At 59.5% G+C, this 19642-nt stretch carries 18 protein-coding genes and 1 pseudogene; 4 read left to right on the forward strand and 15 right to left on the reverse strand.

Annotated elements, in window-relative coordinates; genetic code table 11:
- Window positions 1–227: 227 nt before the first annotated feature.
- The 11 genes from E8E95_RS27910 to E8E95_RS27960 form a co-directional block, all read right to left on the reverse strand.
- Window positions 228–3392, reverse strand: a complete 3165-nt coding sequence (locus E8E95_RS27910; RefSeq protein WP_280355499.1) for an efflux RND transporter permease subunit — start codon at window positions 3390–3392, stop codon at window positions 228–230.
- Window positions 3389–4870, reverse strand: a complete 1482-nt coding sequence (locus E8E95_RS27915) for an efflux RND transporter periplasmic adaptor subunit (protein ID WP_280355501.1) — start codon at window positions 4868–4870, stop codon at window positions 3389–3391. Before E8E95_RS27915 ends, E8E95_RS27910 begins: the two co-directional genes overlap by 4 nt.
- The gene (locus tag E8E95_RS27920; RefSeq protein ID WP_280355503.1) at window positions 4870–6120 is read right to left on the reverse strand and encodes a TolC family protein; all 1251 of its coding nucleotides are present in this window, start codon (window positions 6118–6120) and stop codon (window positions 4870–4872) included. Before E8E95_RS27920 ends, E8E95_RS27915 begins: the two co-directional genes overlap by 1 nt.
- A gap of 97 nt (window positions 6121–6217) precedes the next feature.
- Window positions 6218–6550 (reverse strand): hypothetical protein, encoded by a 333-nt coding sequence (locus E8E95_RS27925; protein WP_280355505.1) that lies wholly within the window; start codon window positions 6548–6550, stop codon window positions 6218–6220.
- 217 nt (window positions 6551–6767) lie between these two features.
- Window positions 6768–7427, reverse strand: coding sequence for an isoprenylcysteine carboxylmethyltransferase family protein (locus E8E95_RS27930; protein ID WP_280355507.1), 660 nt, complete (start codon window positions 7425–7427; stop codon window positions 6768–6770).
- Entirely contained in the window at window positions 7424–7699 is a 276-nt protein-coding gene (locus E8E95_RS27935) for a DUF2933 domain-containing protein (protein WP_280355509.1), read from the reverse strand. Before E8E95_RS27935 ends, E8E95_RS27930 begins: the two co-directional genes overlap by 4 nt.
- Before the next feature lie 24 nt (window positions 7700–7723).
- Complete coding sequence (locus E8E95_RS27940; RefSeq protein WP_280355511.1) at window positions 7724–8188, reverse strand: hypothetical protein; 465 nt, start codon at window positions 8186–8188, stop codon at window positions 7724–7726.
- Window positions 8189–8344: 156 nt separating this feature from the next.
- On the reverse strand, window positions 8345–9388 hold the full coding sequence (locus tag E8E95_RS27945; protein WP_280355513.1) for a beta-propeller fold lactonase family protein: 1044 nt from the start codon (window positions 9386–9388) through the stop codon (window positions 8345–8347).
- 141 nt (window positions 9389–9529) lie between these two features.
- Window positions 9530–10273 carry a cytochrome c biogenesis protein CcdA gene (locus E8E95_RS27950; protein WP_280355515.1) on the reverse strand — a complete coding sequence of 248 codons (744 nt, stop codon included), beginning with the start codon at window positions 10271–10273 and terminating at the stop codon, window positions 9530–9532.
- A 6-nt stretch (window positions 10274–10279) separates the two neighbouring features.
- Window positions 10280–10735 (reverse strand): TlpA disulfide reductase family protein, encoded by a 456-nt coding sequence (locus E8E95_RS27955; RefSeq protein WP_280355517.1) that lies wholly within the window; start codon window positions 10733–10735, stop codon window positions 10280–10282.
- 572 nt (window positions 10736–11307) lie between these two features.
- Window positions 11308–11943: a hypothetical protein gene (locus E8E95_RS27960; protein WP_280355519.1), complete on the reverse strand. Its 636-nt coding sequence runs from the start codon at window positions 11941–11943 to the stop codon at window positions 11308–11310.
- Window positions 11944–12283: 340 nt separating this feature from the next.
- Here E8E95_RS27960 and E8E95_RS27965 point away from each other — a divergent pair, with 340 nt between their 5' ends.
- Both E8E95_RS27965 and E8E95_RS27970 read left to right on the forward strand, forming a co-directional pair.
- Window positions 12284–13846 (forward strand): anti-phage dCTP deaminase, encoded by a 1563-nt coding sequence (locus E8E95_RS27965; protein WP_280355521.1) that lies wholly within the window; start codon window positions 12284–12286, stop codon window positions 13844–13846.
- 30 nt (window positions 13847–13876) lie between these two features.
- Window positions 13877–14110 (forward strand): hypothetical protein, encoded by a 234-nt coding sequence (locus E8E95_RS27970; RefSeq protein WP_280355523.1) that lies wholly within the window; start codon window positions 13877–13879, stop codon window positions 14108–14110.
- Between the two features lie 371 nt (window positions 14111–14481).
- Here the strand turns inward: E8E95_RS27970 and E8E95_RS27975 are convergent, their stop codons facing one another.
- The 3 genes from E8E95_RS27975 to E8E95_RS27985 are packed head-to-tail and all read right to left on the reverse strand — an operon-like array spanning window position 14482 to window position 16854.
- On the reverse strand, window positions 14482–14943 hold the full coding sequence (locus E8E95_RS27975; protein WP_280355525.1) for a DUF6527 family protein: 462 nt from the start codon (window positions 14941–14943) through the stop codon (window positions 14482–14484).
- The gene (locus tag E8E95_RS27980) at window positions 14940–16130 is read right to left on the reverse strand and encodes a ThiF family adenylyltransferase (RefSeq protein WP_280355527.1); all 1191 of its coding nucleotides are present in this window, start codon (window positions 16128–16130) and stop codon (window positions 14940–14942) included. The genes E8E95_RS27975 and E8E95_RS27980 overlap by 4 nt, the downstream gene beginning before the upstream one ends.
- On the reverse strand, window positions 16105–16854 hold the full coding sequence (locus E8E95_RS27985; RefSeq protein ID WP_280355529.1) for a multiubiquitin domain-containing protein: 750 nt from the start codon (window positions 16852–16854) through the stop codon (window positions 16105–16107). Before E8E95_RS27985 ends, E8E95_RS27980 begins: the two co-directional genes overlap by 26 nt.
- Window positions 16855–17091: 237 nt before the next feature.
- On the opposite strand from E8E95_RS27985, the gene E8E95_RS27990 reads away from it, so the two are divergent.
- Window positions 17092–17463: a helix-turn-helix transcriptional regulator gene (locus E8E95_RS27990; RefSeq protein ID WP_280355532.1), complete on the forward strand. Its 372-nt coding sequence runs from the start codon at window positions 17092–17094 to the stop codon at window positions 17461–17463.
- Window positions 17464–17475: 12 nt separating this feature from the next.
- A complete protein-coding gene (locus tag E8E95_RS27995) occupies window positions 17476–18342 on the forward strand; it encodes an ImmA/IrrE family metallo-endopeptidase (protein ID WP_280355534.1) in 867 nt (288 codons plus the stop codon).
- Between the two features lie 169 nt (window positions 18343–18511).
- Here the strand turns inward: E8E95_RS27995 and E8E95_RS28000 are convergent.
- Window positions 18512–19578, reverse strand: a pseudogene (locus E8E95_RS28000) (ISL3 family transposase); the annotation flags it as partial.
- Window positions 19579–19642: the final 64 nt, after the last annotated feature.

A 19642-nucleotide genomic window follows, 5' to 3' on the forward strand; every position in this document is an offset into this window, starting at 1 on the left:
GGAATGCTAGAAAATCCACCTGTCATCAAGCTGAGGCGAAAATTACATTTTGGTAAGCGACATGCCAGAAACTGGCAGATATAGGAGGGAAGCGGCAATTCGCCGGGCGCTTAGTGTTTCTGAATATTAAAACCTACAATTCGAACAGCATTGGAAGTAAATCCAGTCGCAATTACAACTCCAACTGCAGGAAGAACTTTTCCTTCCTGCAGTTGGTTATTCCTTACTTAAGGTCCCGCAGAAACGGCGCGTTGATTGTTCACGTGAGGGGGTAGGTGCCGACGCCGCATCAAGCAGTAGGCGGCCGGCAGGACAAACAACGACAGCAAGGGTGCAGTCACCATGCCGCCGACCATCGGTGCGGCGATGCGGCTCATGATCTCGCTGCCGGTGCCGCTGCCCCAGAGGATCGGCAGCAGGCCGGCGATGATCACCGCCACCGTCATGGCCTTCGGTCGCACACGCTGCACGGCGCCTTCGCGAATCGCCGCGAGCAGATCCTCCTCAGTAGCGTCGCCGGCATCTTCGCGTTCGGCCCAGGCATTCTTCAGGTAGAGCAGCATGATCACACCGAACTCGGCGGCGACGCCGGCCAAGGCAATGAAGCCGACGCCGGTGGCCACTGACAGGTTGTAGCCGAGCACATAGAGGAACCACATCCCTCCGGTCAGGGCGAACGGCAGGGTGGCCATTATCAGCAAGGCCTCGTCAAAACGGGCAAAAGTCAGGTAAAGCAGGACGAAGATGATCAGCAGCGTGGCCGGCACCACCAGCTTGAGCCGGGCATTGGCCCGTTCGAGAAACTCGAACTGCCCTGAGTAGGTGAGGCTCATCCTCGGTTTCAGCTCGACCTGTTCGCTGACGACCTTGCGAAGGTCGGCCACCACCGAGGCGATATCCCGACCACGCACGTCGATATATACCCAGCCGGAGGGCCGGGCATTTTCGCTTTTCAACATGGGTGGACCGTCGGTGGTCTTGATCCTGGCCACCATGCCCAGGGTGATTTGCAGGCCTTGAGGAGTGTAGATCGGCAACTGCTCCAGAGCCTCTGGCGAATCCCGCCACTCCCGTGGGTAGCGCACGCTGATCGGGAAGCGCGCCAGACCCTCGATGGTTTCGCCGATGTTCTCGCCGCCGATGGCACTGGCCACGATGGACTGGACGTCAGCGATGTTTAGTCCATATCGCGCGGCGGCCTGGCGGTCGATGTCGACATCAACGTAGCGTCCGCCGGTGAGGCGCTCGGCCAGCGCCGAGCTGACACCAGGTACCGTCTTGGCGACCTGTTCCACCGCCTGGGTAACGGCATCGATGTGCGCCAGGTTGGGGCCGGCGACCTTAACCCCAATCGGGCTCTTGATCCCGGTGGCAAGCATGTCGATACGGTTGCGGATCGGTGGAATCCAGATGTTGGTCAGCCCAGGCACCTTCACCACCCGGTCCAGTTCTTCCACCAGCTTTTCCGGGGTCATGCCCGCGCGCCATTCTTCGCGCGGCTTGAACTGGATCGTGGTCTCGAACATCTCCAACGGCGCCGGGTCGGTGGCCGTCTCGGCACGGCCTGCCTTGCCAAAGACGTGTCTGACTTCCGGTACCGTCTTGATCAGGCGATCGGTCACCTGCAGCAGCTGGCTGGCTTTCTGTGCGGACAGGCCTGGCAGTGCCGAGGGCATGTAGAGCAAGTCGCCCTCGTCCAGGGGTGGGAGGAACTCACCGCCCAACCGCGAGATTGGCCACAGGGCGCTGACAAAGACCACCACAGCCACCACCAAAGTCAGTTTGGGATTGCGTAGCACCCACTCCAGTGCGGGCTCGTAAATTCGGATCAGCCCGCGATTCAGCGGGTTCTGCTCTTCCTTGGGAATGCGCCCGCGAATCCAGTAGCCCATCAGCACCGGTACCAGGGTCACCGACAGCGCGGCAGCGGTCGCCATGGCGTAGGTCTTGGTGAAGGCCAGCGGCCCGAACAAGCGGCCCTCCTGCGCCTCCAGGGTGAACACCGGGATAAAGGACAGGGTGATGATCAGCAAGCAGAAAAACAGCGCAGGCCCGACCTCGGCGGCAGCATCGCTCATCACCTGCCAGTGATGCTTGCCCTTCAACTCCTCGCCTGGATGGGCGGCATGCCACGCCTCGATCTTCTTGTGGGCGTTCTCAATCATCACCACCGCAGCGTCCACCATCGCGCCGATGGCAATGGCGATCCCGCCCAGGGACATGATGTCGGCGTTGATCCCTTGCTTCTGCATGATGATGAAGGCGATGAGCACGCCGATCGGTAGAGAGATGATCGCCACCAGCGAGGAGCGCAGGTGCCAGAGGAACACTGCACAGACCAAAGCGACCACGATGAACTCCAGCAGCAGCTTGTGGCTGAGGTTTGTCACCGCGCGATCGATCAACAGGCTACGGTCGTAGGTGGTCACGATTTCCACGCCGGCCGGTAGGCTTTTCTGAAGCTCGTCCAACTTGGCTTTCACTGCGGCGATGGTCTCGCGAGCGTTCTTACCACTGCGCAAGATAACCACGCCGCCGACCGTCTCGCCCTGTCCATCCAACTCGGTAATTCCGCGACGCATCTCCGGTCCTTGCTGAATGGTCGCCACGTCGCCGAGGGTGACCGGTACACTGCCGCTGGCGAGTTTGAGCGGCACGGCGCGGAAATCGTCCAGCGATTTTAGGTAGCCAGTGGCGCGCACCATGAACTCGGCTTCCGCCAGGGTCAGCACGGCGCCCCCGGTTTCCTGGTTGGCCTTGCCGATGGCCTCGATCACTGCATCCTGGGTGATGCCCTGACTGGCCAGACGCACAGGGTCGAGCACCACCTGGTACTGCTTGACCATGCCACCCACGGTGGCCACCTCGGCGACGTTAGGCAGGGTCTTCAGTTCGAACTTGAGGAACCAGTCCTGCAAGGCGCGCAATTGCGCCAGGTCGTGCCCACCGCTGCGATCCACTAGGGCGTACTGGAAGATCCAGCCCACTCCAGTGGCATCCGGACCCAGCGCCGGTTTCGCGGTGGCCGGCAAGCGGCTCTGGATCTGGCTGAGGTATTCCAGCACGCGGGAACGGGCCCAGTACAAATCGGTGCCATCCTCGAAAATCACATAGACGAAGCTGTCCCCGAAGAAGGAATAGCCCCGCACCGTTTTCGCCCCCGGGACCGAGAGCATGGTGGTCGCCAACGGATAGGTGACCTGGTTCTCGACAATTTGTGGCGCCTGGCCCGGGTAAGGGGTGCGGATGATCACTTGGACGTCGGAGAGGTCGGGCAGCGCATCCATCGGCATGTTCTGCACCGACCAGACGCCCCAGGCCGTCGCGAACAGGGTGGCCAGTATGACCAGGAAGCGGTTGGCCAACGACCAGCGAATCAGTGCGGCAATCATGGCTGGCCTCCGAGCTTTTCCAAACGCTCGACTACCAGACCACTGTCGGTCTGGCGTACCGTGACACGGACCTTGTCGCCAGCCTTGATGCCAACCATCACGGTGGGATCGGCGAGCGGGTAGGCCATGGTCATGCCCGGCATGCCCACTGTCTCGAATGGCCCATGGGCCAGGGTAACGCTGGCAGCGTCGATCGCCGTGACCTGCGCGTCGGCTTCGTCCCGCACGGGAGCGGAGGTTGAAGTGGGTTTGCTCTCGGCGGGCGCGGTCAGGCCTTTGAGACTAGCCTCGGAGTCCAGCAGGAACTGCCCGGAAGCGACCACCTGCTGGCCTTCCGTGAGCCCTTGGGTCACTACGGTGCGGCCGGCGCTTTCCGGCCCAAGCCGGACCTCCACCGGACGATAACGACCGCCGTCCTCGGCAAGCATGACCAAAGCGCGGCGGCCCGTGCGCATGACAGCTTCGCTGGACACCCACAGGACGCTCTGCGCGGAGGAACGATTCAAACGGACCTGGGCGGTCAGGCCGGGGCGCAGACGGCCATCGGGATTGGGCAATTCGACCCGTACCCGCAGTGTGCGACTGTCGGGGTTGGTTTCCGGCAGAATCGCATCGACTGTCCCTGCGAGCACTTCGCCAGGAAAGGCCGGCAGGCGTGCTTCAACCGCCTGGCCTTGCGCAATCGAGCCAGCTTCTGATTCCGGGACAGCAAGGCTCAGCCAGACGCTGCTCAGACCATTGATCCGGGCCAGATTGGTGCCGGCCGCCACCGTCATGCCGGCGCGCACGTCCAGTTCCTGGATGACACCACCAATCGGACTGCTCAACGTCAGAACCGGTCGGGACTTGCCTCCGCGTTCGACCTGGCTGATCAGTGTCGGCGGCATGCCCAGGAGTTGCAGCCGCTGACGTGCCGCTGCCAACAGGCTGGCATCGCCGTTGTGTTTCAGCGCGAGGAACTCTTCCTGAGCGGCGGCCCAGTCCGGGATCAACAGGTCCACCAGCGGCGCTCCCGCCTTGAGCACATCCCCTGGCGCCCGGGCGTAAACCCGCTCGACGAAGCCGCCAGCGCGCGCTTGGACCACCGCGACCTCTCGTTCGTTGAGGGCCAGCACGCCAACCACATCCAGGGTATTGGTGAGGGGGCCGCGAGTGACGGTGGCCAGTCTCAGGCCCAGGTTCTGCGTCAGACTGGGGTCGATGCTGATGGAGGTGCTGTCAGCGCCTTCGTCGGCATACTTGGGCAGCAACTCCATGTCCATGAAGGGCGACTTACCCGGCTTGTCGAACTTCTGCTGCGGGCTCATGGGGTCGTACCAGTACAGCACCTTGCGTCCGTCCTGAGTGGCAGTGGCGTGCTCGGCTGTCGCGTTGGAAGCGTCGCCCATGCCGGAGGAGGCGTACCAGTACCCGCCTGCTAACCCCAGGGCGATCGAAAGGCCGCTCAGCAGCACACCTTTCCAGAGTTGTGCGCTCATTAGTGACGCTCCCCGTAGGTGAAGTGGAGCCTGGCGCCGGTCAGGGAACGCTGTCCCTCGACGTCAATGTGATTCAGGCGTGCCTCAATCAGTTCGCGGCGTGCTGCAATGACGGAGGACAGGTCACCCGTGCCGGCGCGGTAGCTGGCCGTGGTCAGGTCGACCTTCTCTTTCGCCAGCGGCAGCAGGCTGTCCTGGCTGCGACGGACCGAGCGGTTCAGGCGCTCGTACTCAGCAAGGTCCGCTTCCAGTTGCTGGGCGCTTTCCCGCGTGCGAGCTTCGCGCTCAGCCTCCAGTTGGTTGAGCTCGGCACGGCGGGCGGCGATCGTGGGGTTCTGTCGGGACCCTGGAAACATCGGTAGGTCGAAGGTGAACTCCACGCTCACCATGTCGCCAAACTCACGGGCCCGGCGTTGGTAGTCGACCTCCCAGCTCCAGTCGGGCTTCTTCTCCGCCTCTGCCTCTCGAACTTTGGCTTCGGCCTCACCGGTGATGTGCGCATAAGCTGCCAGCTCAGGATTCCGCTCCAGCTTGCCGGCATACTCCGCAGCCGCAATCGGCCAGACTGGCAGTTCGCCGACCAAGGGCTCGTCCGCGGCAGGGCCGATCCAGCGGCGCAGCGCAGCACGTGCCTCGGTCTGCTGGCGAACCAGTTCGTCCTCCTGCTCGGCGAGTTGGGCCGCCTCCTGTTTCGCGGTCACCGCATCCGCGGCCTGGGCACGCCCCCCGGCAATTTGCGCGTTCACTGTAGTGGCCAGGAGCCGATTCTCCCGGAACAACTCGCCAAAGAGCGCTTGCTTGCGCTCCACCGAATAACGGGTGATCCAGGCTTCAGCTGTGCCCTGGCGAACCTTCAGGCGCTCGATGCGGCCATCGGCGGCCGCGCGATCGACGGCCGCATTGGCGACCTCACTGCGCGCCCGACGCTTGTCGCCGTTGGGCATTTCTTGCATGACCCCAACCATCTGCATGGTCATGAAGTCTTCCTTGAGGGTCCAGCGGTCGGGGCCGCCAACGGGGTAGTTCTGCACGCCGAGGATCAATTTTGGGTCTGGCAGTTCACCGGCGGGGATGGCTGCACTGCTGGCGGCTTGCAGTTTGTACGTCTGGGCGGCGAGAGATGGAGCGTTGTCCTCAGCCAGCCGCAAGGCTTCGTCGAGGGTCAAGTCGGCGGCGTGGCTAGGTGCGCCAATTACAGATGCCACCACGGCGGCGATTGGCCAGCCGGTGCAATAGCGTGTTGGGTTCATCGTCACGATTCCTGTGAAGCTCCGCTGCGTGGCATACGGCACGAACGGAGATTAGCTGCGCCGCGTGAGTCGCGCGGCAGTCAGTAGGGAACAGAAATCAAACGCGGGGGGGATGCCAGATGCTGGATGGCATTCGCTCAGGCAGGAAATCGCTGAAGGAGGTCGTTGCTACGGGGAAAGCCAGGTCTACAACTGGCTTCAGGAATCTCACCTGCAGGATGCTGACGGTCTTGCATTCCAGGCCAGGCTTGCAGAGCTTGCCATGATCGGAATTGCCGTGACAGCAGTCCGCGCCCGTGTCCATCACTTTGCTCATGCTCGCGGACTTCATCGGGCAAGGCTCCGACGGCGACTGTTCGCCCGCCATCCCGTTGAAAGGAAGCGCGAAGCTAAACAGCAGGAGCAGACACAGGCGCAGGTAGCGTTGCATGTGGGGCAGTTTAGACCGGGCTCTGGGGGCTAACAATTACGATTCTGTAAGGCTTGGAGAGCGTTCGCCGAGGTTGATCGAGGGCTCCAAGTTGCCCATTTTTGACGCTCGCGTTCGCCCCTTGTGCCCGACAGACCCCTCGTCTGCTCGCATGGAACTCTCACACACCGGACGTGGCTCTTGTGTGACTCAGATCGAAGCTTTGCTGCTCCATACTTCAGCCTCCCTGACCCGCTTGGAACCCAGCTCGAAAGCGCGGAATGAACCTGGGTGTGGCACGGGCATAAGCGTCGTAAGCAGCGCCAAACTCCTTGCGCATATCCCGCTCTTCGGTAACCGCCAAGCGTCCGTACATCACCAGCAGCACTGGGAACATCGCCAGAGTCAGAAGGGTTGGCCACTGAAGCAAAAAGCCTAGGAGAATCAGGACAAAAGCTACGTACTGCGGATGTCGAATCCAGGCATAGGGCCCAGCTGTGGCGAGAGAGTGTCGGCGTTGCGCGTGGTAGAGCACGTTCCACGCGGCCGAAAGCAGATAGAAGCCAAAGCCCAGGAATATGTAGCTGGCAATGTGCAGCGCACTGAAATGCGGATTGCCCTTATCGCCCAGCAACGTCGACCACAGATGCCCGGCGTCGTGGGACAGCAGATCGAGGTTTGGGAACTTGGACTGCAACCAGCCTGAAAGCAGGTAAATCGTCAGCGGAAAGCCATACATTTCCACGAACAGGGCGACGATGAACGCAGAAAATGCGCCGAAGCTCCTCCAGTCTCTGGCGGTCGCAGGTTTGAAGAAGCTGAAAGCAAACATGATGAAGATCGCTGAGTTGAGGAAAACCAGCGACCAGAGACCATATGCGGTTTCACCATGGTTCATGATGGGTCTCCTGGATTACGGGGATCGGACTTTCCAGAGGGGGCCGATTTGCTCTGGCCTGAGTGATGGTGCCCCCCGTGCCCGCGGTGCATGAAGACATGCATCAGTGGGCAGGCGAGTAACAGCAGATACGGCAGGGCGCCGACCACATGGGCCAGGTGCTCGGTCAGCAGGAAATAGCCGGCGACTCCACCGATCACCACAAGGCCGATTGCGTAGCGGGAACGCCAGAAGCTGGTTGGCGAGCTGTGTTCATCGGAATGATGGTTCATAGCGCCTCCTCGGAAAGGTGAGAGCTACTTCGACGGCGTGGAGGGCATACGGTCCATCATCATCTGCATCATGGATTCCATCATGTCCATGCGCTTTTCCATCATCTGCTGACGTGCGGCCATATCACCGTCCATACCCTTGCCGCCTTGCATTACCGCCATACCCGACATTCCATCCCCCATGGACTTCATCATGGCCATGCCGTTCTTCATCAGCGTCATATGCTCGGCCATCAGCGCCTGACGCTCTTCCGGAGTTTTCGCTGCAGCCATCTTTTCGTGCATGGCTTGCATGGCCTTCATGTGCTGGTCCATCGCCGCCATTTGCCCTTTGTCCATTTGCTGGGCAGGGGGGATCTTCTCGGTGGCCGCTGAACCAGCAGTATCGGCCGGGTGATGTGCCGAGTGTTCATCGGTGTTTTGCGCCATGACCCCCAGAGACGCAGCAGCCATGCAGAGTCCGATCAGCACATTGCGAATGTTAGACATCATCATCTCCTTAACCATGCTCGAAAATTTGTGTGGCGGCCTCAGCAACACGGCTATCGGTTGAGTCGTCGTCAGGTCGCTCGAACGTCGTTCAAATGACCCCATCCGTGCCGCAAGACTTGGTTTTGGTGCCATTCCCTGCGGCATATCGAAGGGCTAGTTGGCCTTCGGCGGCTTGTAGCTGATCCCGTTCGGACCAGCGCCGACCTTGTGCGTGCCAACGACCTTGCGGCTGTTCGTATCAATTACGGAGACGGTGCCCGCTTCGATATTGCTGACAAACACATAGGCGCCGTCTGTGCTAATGGCCACACCATGGGCGCCCTTGCCGGTGGTCACGGTGCCAATGCTGCTGCGTGTTTGGGGATCGACGATGGAGACTCGATCGTCCGGATTCTGGCCACTGCCTTGGTTCGCGACATAGACCTGGCGGCCGTCAACGGTGGCCATCATCTGGATCGGCGTACGGCCCACATCAACCTTGCCGATCACCTTGCGTCCGGCGGTGTCGATGATGCCAAGCTGGTTCGCGGCACTGAGCGACACAAACGCCAGGCTTCCGTCGGGGGCAAAGCCCACCTGGACAGGACCTTTACCCACTGGAATTTGCGCGGTCTCCTTAAGCGTGGTGACGTCGATAAGCGAGACGCTGTCGCTCCGCATATTGGCGACGTAGAGCGTTTGGCCATCCGGACTTAAGCGCAGCCCGTGGGGATAGCGCCCAGTCGGAATGCCAGGTAGTTCAACCTGCTGTTTGAGGTCGAAGACTCGCACCTGGTTGGCGGCAGAGTCGGTAACAAAGGCGCGCTGCCCAGTAGAGTCGGTGACCACATGAGCCGGGTGATCGCCGGCTGGCAGGCTGAACTGCGGTCTATCCAGCGCGGTGGTACTGAATACCAGCAACTGACCACTGGCCTTTTCACCACTCGAATGCCCGGCATGTCCGGAAATCCCAACCACCAAAAGCAAGCTGCCGTCAGGGGAAACCTGCACGTTGTGCGGGGAGATGGGCAAGGCAACCGTGCTGATCACGCCTGTATCGAGGTCGACCTGGCTTATGGAGGCCGCCCGCTCGTTCGCGGTGTAGACGCTGCCAGTCGGGTTTGCCATGGTCAGACCCAGGTGGGTCACCAGGAATAGACCTAAGGCCAGAGAAGTAAACCGCTTAGCGTTCATCGTGGTGTCTCCAACGAAGGACATGGTCTTGAGCCAGACAGGCCTAAACCGATGCTCAAGCTAAGCGCCAATCGCGAAGTAGTTTGTTGATCGCGGTCAACGATCTCTAACAGGCTCGATACTGAGTGATCGAACGCGCCAAATTCTCTAGGGGAGTACCGCTAGCTAGCCGATCCTGCCGAGGATGGGAAACACCTCCAGCAGCCACCAGGCAAAGTCGGTCAGCTGACCCGTGACCATGGCCGCTCCCATGAAAATCAGGATGACGCCAGCCCCTATGTGAATGATCCGGCTCCAACGGCGCAGGCGCTTCATGTGGGCAAGGAAGTGGTTGGTGAACCAGGCGGTCAGCAGAAACGGGAGACCCAGGCCGAGCGAGTAAATCGACAGCAGAGCGACACCACTGGCGCCGGTACGGCCCGTGGCGGCACTCAGCGTCAGGATGCTGCCCAGGATCGGGCCGATACAGGGTGTCCAGCCAAAGGCGAACGCCACGCCCAACACATAGGCGGCCAGTGGTCCTCCGCTGGACTTAAGCTGGTGGACGAAGCGCACGTCCATGTTCAGCCAACGCGGGTTGATCAGACCGGTGATGAACAGGCCGAAGGCAATCACGATGATGCCGCCAACCAGGTTGGTTTCCTGCCTATAGGCGATCAGCAGCTGGCTGATGGCAGTGGCGCTGGCCCCCAGCGCAATGAAGATGGTGGAAAAGCCCAGCACGAAGCTCAGGCTCATGCCGATCACCGCAAGCCGCTCCCGGCGGCTTTCCAGGACCTGCAGTTCGTCCACCGAGCGGCCGGCGATGAAGGACATATAGCCGGGTACCAAGGGCAGCACACAGGGCGACAGGAACGAGATCATTCCCGCGGCAAACGCGCTGAGGATGCCGATGTCGCTAAGGCTCATCGCAGACTATTTCCTCGCTGTGCTGGCCATCACTTCCTGCACAAACTCAATGACCTCCGGGCTGTCCCACTCGGCCGCACCGGCTTTACGGCCGATTTCTCGTCCCTCGCGGTCCAGCAGCAGGGTGACTGGCAAGCCGAAGGCGCCGAGGCTTTGGATGGCTTGCATGTGCTCATCGAGGTAGACCGGGAGGTGCTGGATACCAATCTCTCGGTAAAAGTCCCGCACTACCGGCAACCCGCCTTGATCGAGCGAGAGCGCCACCACCTGGAAGTCGCTGCCGCCCAGCTTTGCTTGAAGGCGATCCAAGGTCGGCATTTCCTGACGGCAGGGGACGCACCAGGTGGCCCACAGGTTGAGCAGAACCACCTTGCCGCGGAAGTCAGCCAGGCTGAGTGGCTTCCCCCCGCCATCAATGAAGCGGAAATCCTCCACCCGTCTGGCTTCGGGCCAGATGAGCATGCCGGCGCGTGTGCTTGGTTCCGATGACTGTTGGGCCAAGGTAAAGGGCTGTCCGGCTGACATCAGAAGCAGGCATTGCAGCAACCAGAAGGACCAACGACACCCCATCCGGTCAAAATACCCTCTGGCCCAAGGCTTGGTGCTTTGAATGGGGCTTGCCATCTCACACCTCTAGCGGGAATCAGCTATGAACCAGCTGACCGGCGCTAGCTGAAAGCAGTGCAAGTTCTCGGAAGCGGGCCAGCTATTGAAAGGACTATAGGCCACCACTGGCTGTCCGATGGATTCGATCTCACCCCGCGCTACCAGGTGACGTCCCTATCACCATGCCTTTAATCCGACATCATTTGCTGGGCATGGGGCCGTCCGCTTTTGGCCGAAAGTAGCCCGTGATGATGGCCTGCAATCCAAGCCGGCTGGAAGAGCATTGTCCAGTTCAAGGAACCCGCCAATGCCAGCGCAAATTAGCTATCTCACGGTTTATGACGGGGCCTGGCAATGGGCAGAGACTTATGTTTACACCATGGCGGCCTAAATTGCAGGTGATCGCTTTATATCGATCTCTCTACGGTTCAGGTCAGATGGATGATGTTCCAGCCTAGCCCGATCAGCGCTGCCTTGCACTCTTCGGTTACTCGTTCTGCATTCACGGCTAAGCAGAGGAAACTAGTCGGACGTGACATGCCGACGTACAGATTCCAGAACTGAGATAACTGGCTTTCAGGCATCCTCGCTGCTCGTGCGCTGAGCCCTGCACTCACCGGCAAAGCTACTTCCATATCGAAACGCCGGTTCGGATGGCCCAGAGACTCAAGTACGAGGGTGGCCACGTGAGTTTCGCCTTTCATCGAGGCGAGACTGCCAACTTGGATGTCGAGTCGGCGACCATGCCGCTCAACCCTGCAGAAAGTATGCTGCTCCTCCGAAGCAGGAGGGGCGTCCGGCTCCAAGAGAACCGGCAATGCCGTGAACGCATCCACAGTCATGTTCTCCGGCAGCAGGGGCCGTAGCCGGTCAAAAAGCATGGCCGCGGTAGCGCGTCGCCCTTCCTCGGTAGTCACAGACTCCCTGTCCATGGACAAATCGCGCAGCAACCAGCGGAAGCCCGCAACGTCTCCACCTAAATCTCCCAACTTACGAAGCAACTGGTAATCGGCCTTCAGGTCACGAACCACCTCCGCACTGGCAGCGCGCAGCACGATGAACAACGCTCGACGAACCTCATCTACACGTCCAGAAAGGGACGGATCTCCCGTCCTTCTCGATCCCGCCAGTAACGACCAGAAGCGCTCTAGTCTCAAGCCAGGAGCATGAGAGGCAGCACTGACGGGCCAGCAATCCAGGTGAGTTCTGCCGGCGATGTGTACCTCACCGCATCGCCTTGCTTCCGGGCACATAAGGGCGATCTTGTTGCCTGGGGCGACTAGGAGTAGCCCCATCTCACCCATCCCATCAGCAATCTCGTCGGAGCGAATACTTCCCAGGCTATTCGGACCAATGTCATAGTGCGATCATCTACATTGCCCCACAAAACAGACAGGGATCGTTATGGCAGCTCCAGATTTTCGACTAGTCGCCTCGGCCAATAGTGACGACAGCGGACATTTCGACGATGTTGGAGCCATTCGCAAAACGATCACGCCAGAAGTCGTGATTGCGTTGTGTGGACCGATGGGAACGCCACTCCACGAAGTGGCAGAGACGTTCCAGTCGCTGCTTACCGGGACCGATTACGGCTACCAAGAAGTCAACATCATCAAGCTCAGCGATGAAATTAGGGCCCATACCAAACCTCCTGTGGAGCGATCGATCCTTAAGTTGATCGAAGCGGGAAATCAGCTGCGGCAGCAGTATGGGAATGAAATTCTTGCTCGATTTGCTATCAGGAAGATCACCCTAGCGCGGGAAGCTGCCCAAAAGGAGGCGGAGGACCGTAGAGAGCCGGACCTTTTTGATGACCAAGAAGGTGCAATTGTTCCGAAGGTAACTCCGCGGTATTGCCACATCATCGATTCGGTAAAGCATATTGATGAGCTTCGCCTGCTGCGCTCCGTCTACGGCGATATGCTGCACGTGGTCGGCGTCTACTCACCCATAGAGCTTCGTATCACTAGGCTTGAGCGCATTAAAGGGCCGGAAGATCAGATTCATGCCTTGATTGATCGGGACTCCGGAGAGGAGGTCGATTACGGTCAACGGGTCGAAGACACATTCCCCCAAGCCGACTTTTTCTTGCGAGTCGATAAGACTACAGATACACACCGAAGAGGGCGGGTTAAGCGATTCCTTGACCTCATGCTTGGAACGGTCATAGCGACTCCCACGCTGAATGAGCGAGCCATGTACGCCGCGTTCTCTGCCGCACGCAATTCAGCGTGCCTTTCAAGGCAGGTTGGGGCTGCAATCACCAGTTCCGAAGGAGAAATTCTCGCAACCGGATGGAACGACGTACCGAAAGCTTTCGGTGGTCTTTACCAGACTGAGGCGTATGGCAGCTCGCCCGACGAGGATCGTCGATGCTGGAATCTCAACGGCGGTCTCTGCTCAAACGATCAGGAGAAGAAGGTCATTTCGGATGTCATCGTTGACTTGCTGATCAAGGAGGGGCTCATTGCTGAATCCCAGAAGGAAGCAGCCTTCACCGTAATTCGGAAAAAATCCCAGCTAAAGAGCCTCATTGAATTCTCACGCGCCGTTCACGCCGAGATGCACGCCTTGCTCAACGCAGGGGCGACTGATGGTGGAAAGATTCGAGACGGGAAACTGTACGTCACCACTTACCCTTGCCACTCATGCGCACGGCATTTGGTCGCGGCTGGTGTACGGGAGGTCTATTTCCTAGAACCGTATCGCAAGAGTCTAGCTACCAAGCTCCATGAGGATGCTATAACTGAAAACGAAAGCGATACAGACAAGGTGAGAGTGATGCCGTTTGACGGTGTGGCACCATCCCGTTTCCTGCGGTTTTTCTCGGCACACCCCAGTGGTCGAAAAGACAGCAGTGGGAAGATGTACACGCGCGATGCGCATCCTGTCGCCTCGATCACAATGGAAGCTCTACCGACCCTTGAAGCGCTCGTTGTCCAAGCACTAAACTCCCGCGGCATTTGAGCGGCGACGAGTTACAGAGGAGGCGTCCACGTGAAAGATCTGGAAGAAGCTCGTGTCGCCGAGGTCGAAATGCAACTGGCGTTTTGCTTTGAGCAGGTCGAGTTTCGAGAGCAGCCCTGCTTGCCCAGGCCGAGCTTGATCGAGCCTTTGGCTGTTATGTCCCTTGGCCCCAATAAAGTGGTCTCGTTCCCTACGCCGAAGAGGTCGTCGATCGAAGCAACCCTTCTGGCGCGCATTCTGCAGCGATCACGACACTTTAAGTGAGCAGGCCTCGAGGTGCGTCAGCACCGGGTCTTCTACATTCCGGCTCGTGGGATCAATGTGCTTGGCACCATTAGGTTTTCCCGGCTCGAATCCAAAAATAGGAATGGCAGCCTGTCGTTTTCCGCGCGTAAAGGTGCAGCGTAGGCCGACCATTGTGATCAATGGTGAGATCCCTCGCGGCCTCCCGCCTCTTAGCGATGCGACTGCTCAGGCATCACTAAGCCCAAAGTGTCTCTATAAGCTCCGTTCGTGACCAGAGCGGTCAGCCGCCAGCGTTTGCATTTCACGACGTCTGTTACTGAACGGAACGGCGAAAAAGGCTTTTGGATGCTGCAGTTTTACGTACGGTGCTTCTGCCACTTTTAGGCTCGTCAAAGGTTCAACCAAGCCTTGAATTTCCCCCATGCCTCGGCGACTGAAGCGGGCGCTTTCCCTGATGCTGGGAGTTGCTGGTCCACCGGCCTCTGTTCAGCTTGATCATCTGCTTTCTTCGCGGCGGCATGCAGAGCCTTTGCGTGAACGTCCCTTTCCCGTCCCCGCTCAATCGAAACCTGAGACATCGCGGCGGCCCACTCAATGCGGTTCGAGCGAATCCAGTAATGGGATCGACAAGGAAAGCTCCAATTGCCAATAGATGGCCTCAACGACACGGTCTCCCCGTCAAACACCATCTGCCAGTCCGTTGGTGAGAACGGTGTGATCACCTTGCGACCACAGCCACAGGCGCAGGAGTGCGCCGCACTGACGAACTCCATAGCCAGGTAAAGAACACCCGGCTGGAGCTGCTCGGGGAACCGCTCGACAAAGTGAGGGGTGAGCTGTCGAACAGTCATTCCTCCTCCCCCTCGCTGTTGGCCATCTCATTGCTGTTGGTCGTGAAGGTGAAGTGGTTCGCCCGGGAATTATCCGCGTAGAAGCCACAAAGCCGTTTCCACATCCCAACCGCCATAGCTGCATTGAGGGAGTTGAGGTCTGCGATTTGGATGTTGGAGCGGTAGAGCCCATCGCCCTCAGCCTCACCCAGGGGTAACGTCCGCGCAGCGTGATCGTGGTAGTCCGCAGTGAGCGTGGTCACTCGGCAGACGCCCCAGATCTGTTGGGTACCCCTTACCAGATGAACACCCATACCAACGTCGAGCAAAGACGTGGACGTGCCCCGCAGCTCTTTCACCACTGTTTCACGCACATCGGTCCGATCGACACTCAAGAAGACGTAGTCGAAAGAACGAAGCTCGCTGACGTTGTCTGTAGTGATCATGCAGGGGTGAGCAACGATGCCGGTGTGCAGGTGGCTATACACCTCGCGAAGGTATTCGACCTTCAGTGGTGCATGCTCGAGCTTCGCGAAAGGGACAGCCCCCGGATAACGAAACGCGTTGTGCTGATGGAGCACGTCACCATCGAAAAGATGGATTTCCGCCACCGGCGTTTTCGACACGAGATCCAGGATGTAAGCCCCGGTTCCACCCAGACCAACCAGAGCGATCCTCAGGCCCTTGAATTTCTCCATCGGCATGACGATTTCAGCTCGCGCGGACGCCGTATCGAGATAGGTGAAGACCGATTCCTCGAATTGCGCCCTGATCGGTGCGAAGGTCTGCGCCGTCACGCCAGGCTGAAGCACAGTCGCTGGCCCGCTGATCAGAGTGACGTACAGCGTTACCTTCTCGTAGTAGTCCGCGTACGCGCCAGAGCGCGGCTTGGCCGAGAAGAAGTGATTCGACGTCAGGCCAGGTGCCAGTTGCTCAGTTTGGCTCCTGTTGAGAATCTGCTCGATCTGCTGCCCTTGCGTATCGCAAGGGCAGTCTCCGAGGAAATAGGCCGTGTGATCACCCGGCCGCTCAGCGACATCCGCGGTGAGATCGAGCTTCATGACCAGGATGCCACGCTGGACCTGACGCTGAGCATCGACGTAAGGGACGTCGCGAACGAGGAGGAAACCCGAGTTGACTTCCAGATCGTACCCTTCGTTACGCAGACGCTGCAGGTGCGGACTACGACTTATCAGTGAGAGTGACATTGAAGATCATCCCTTTTTTGACTTGAACGTTTTGGCCTTCGAGCAGGTTGCCCGACGGGTTTGCGTGCGGTCCCTTGGAGTAGGTCACCGTGTAGTACGCCGAGGGCCCCGGCACAGCATCGGGGTACTCCAGATGAACGACATCCCAGTAACTCAGCGACCGCGTGTGGACGATCTTGGGCTGGGTGTTCACGTACACCTGGATGCTGATCCCGAGGGTCGCAAAGTGTTCAGCACCCGGACGGGCCAGGTCGAACAAGTCGCGGTCTCCGATCAGATCGTCTTCGCCGCCAACGACCACCAGGAATACGTCGTGGGTCAGCGGATCAACGCCTGCGAGTTTTTTCAGCGTGCGACCGGAGATGTACTGGCCACCCCAATCCTGAGCACGATCGTTGATGAACAAGCGGAAGGAACGGTCGCTCTGGAAAGCCAGGAACTTCTCAATCCCGGCCTTGCGCAGATCCGTCGTCTCGGTGGGGCTGATGCTCTCCAGCAAGCCATTGCTCAAGACCTGGTAGAGCAAGTAGTCACCCATCGGGGAGAGGCCGGCTGCCTCCAGAACTTGATTGCCAGTCGGCACGGGGTCCGAGATAACGACCGGGCGGTAGTGGAGGTTGTGGTCCCCCACCTGTACCCGATACGGCCCGTGCTCGCGTACTTCACGACCCGCCGCAACGGCCGAGCCGACATCCTCTACGTCTACATCATGCATCTCTGTCATAGCGCCATCCTCGATGGTGTCGAACTGCGCAGGCCCAAGGGGCCGACATCGGGACCGTGTTGTCTGGTCAGACAACGGTGGTGCCCTAAAAAAACGGCCGACGGCCGTTGCCTGGCCAGACAACGATGGACTTCAAAAAAAAGCCGCTTATCATGAACCCATGAATCGCTGGCTGTTGTCTGGCTAGACAACAGACTACGCCCCATGGTTTGGGCATTGCAATAGGCTGAGGAAAAAATGGATCTAGCAGGGTTCATCGCAACGATGCGTGAACGAAAAGAGTTGAGCTTCAGGGACCTGGAGCGACGTGCAGGCGACTTGGATCACGCGTACATCTGGCGCCTTGAGAAGGGGGACCGAGCGGCCCCATCCGAGGAGACCGTGACTCGCCTTGCCTCCGCATTGGAGCTTGGGGATAGAGAGATCGACGTGTTCCGTTTGCTGGCCAAGTCAGTGAGCATCGAGGACTCTCTCTACGAGCTCATGCTCACGCGCATGGACATCCCATGGGAAGATTTCGAGGATGTGGCCACCATGAGCTTCAGGGGTGAGCGACCCAACACCCAAGAGGCTTGGCTCAAACGTATCGCACTCATTCAACAGATGTAGAGCAGCCACTTCATGGATGAAAACACCGCAATCTCACGTGCAAGGCAGCTCCTGAAAAAGGCGGGTATCACGGAAGCTCCAGTAGACGTGGAGGCTCTCGCCCTGTCGCTGGGCTATCAAGTATCGCGCCAAGACTTACCTCCCGGTGAAGCTGGAAGCACGTTCGAGCGGCGCGGAAAGAAATACATCCTGGTGAACCAGAATGATGGGCCGAGTAGACAGCGCTTCACCATTCTCCATGAGATCGCGCACGACGTGCTGAAGTTGCCGTCGAAGCACGGTGAGACACTCCCCTCAAATGAACTGGAGCGCTACAAGGGCAGACCATCCGAGGAAGTCCTGTGCGACATCTTCGCAGCGGAATGCCTTGTACCCTGGCAACTGATTCAGCCCATGGCCGAGGAGTATGAATTCACCCTGGAAAGCATTGCGAAGCTTGCCAGGATCTTCCAAGCCTCCTGGGCATGCGTCGCATCTCGGCTCGCACAGGCCTCAAGCGAACACCTCGCGTTTGTGGTCGCAGAGGAAGGCGTCGTTCAGTACTCGATCACCTCGAGGGCGCTGAGAGACGCCAGACTGTGGATCCAGAAGGACATCGCCTTGCCACGGAGGTCTGCTGCCGCCCAAGCGATAAAGGCGGACTCCAACGAAACGTTTACCGCCGAACTGGAAGGTTCGGACTGGAGCAGTTCCGAGAGCGCGCAGAATTTCGCGTGCTACGAGCAAGCGACCTACTACTCCCCGGCCAAGCAGACGATCTCGGTTCTGACGTTTGAGGCGTTTGTCGTACGTCCGGCTTCGAATGAGCGTCGCCAAGCTCATGAGGATGATGGTTTGCTCGAAGAGCTCTCCGGCCACCTCCCATGGCCGAAGCGTTGATAAGCGCTTTTCTTCGATTCTTTGTCGAAGCTCTTCGGACTCGCTTCGCGCTATTGGCAGGAAGATTGATTGTCCCCAGTCATTTCTCACATTTCCCAATCTCCTGAAGCGGCTCTGGCATGGGCATTTCGGGAGGCCAAGCTAGCGGTTGCCTTCACTTTTATTTGATTCATCGCGCTTTCCCGGGGAAGGCGGCCTTGATTTTCAGGAAGAAGTAGGCCGAGTCCCGGAAGCCATAGGCCATCCGCTTGATCACCTTGATGCGGTTGTTCACCCCCTCCAGCACACTGGTGTGCAGGGAAAACGAGCACTGGCGAGGATGCCCCGAGCGTATTTGCACAGGTTGCGGGCAAAGCGCTGTAGCGGTGCAAGGCCGCTGTCCTGGGCATGTCGCAGCCAGGCCCGCCAGCGCCGCCAGCCTTCCCGCACGCTGGGGGCGTACCAGACTTCCTTCAGAGCATCCTTGAGCACATAGACCGTGGCCAGCGGCTGGTTGGCCGCGAGCAGTTCCTGTAACTGCACGGCTTGCCCGTCCTTGAGGTTTTCGCGATTGCGCAGCAACAACCAGCGACTTTGCTTGACCACCTTGCGCGCCGGTTTGTCTTCGCGCAGGAGGTTGGCCTGGTCGACCCGGATACGGTCGATCACGTCACGACCGTAGCGCGCCACCACATGAAACAGGTCGTATACCACTTCGGCCTGCGGGCAGTGCTGCCGCACTTCCAGGTCGAAAGCGGTGTTCATGTCCATGGCCACCGCCTCAATCTGCTGGCAGTGCTCGCCGAGTAATTCGAAGAACGGGCGGATCGCCTCACGGCTGTTGCCGTGCCCCACCCACAGCACCCGCGTGCGCTCGGCATCCATGATCACCGTGGCGTAGCGATGGCCTTTGTGCAGGGCGAACTCGTCCATCACCAGCCGACGCACCTCGCCTGGCTCAAACGCGCCAACCGAGGCTTCCAGGCGGCGCTGGTCGAGGGTCTTGAGGGTGTGCCAGTGCAGGCCGGTGAGGCGGCTGACGTGGCTGATCGGCAACAGTTGCAGCAAGCCCTCGAGCCAGACGCGCAAGCGCTGGGTCAGGTGGGAGGCTGGCGCCAACCAGTCAATCCGTTCGGTCACCCGCCCACAATCCAGGCAGTCGACGCGGCGCACCGGCAGTTGGAGCAGCACACGCTGATCCAACAGGTCACGGTCACGCACCTGACGAATTCGCCGCTTGTGGATCAACGGAATTGGTGCGGTAACTGGGGGGACGAGCGCCCGATATCACTGAGAGTAGTCAGAGTAGGTCGCTTGATCG

It is taken from the genome of Pseudomonas sp. BN414 (assembly GCF_029871275.1).
Taxonomy (GTDB): domain Bacteria; phylum Pseudomonadota; class Gammaproteobacteria; order Pseudomonadales; family Pseudomonadaceae; genus Metapseudomonas; species Metapseudomonas resinovorans_C.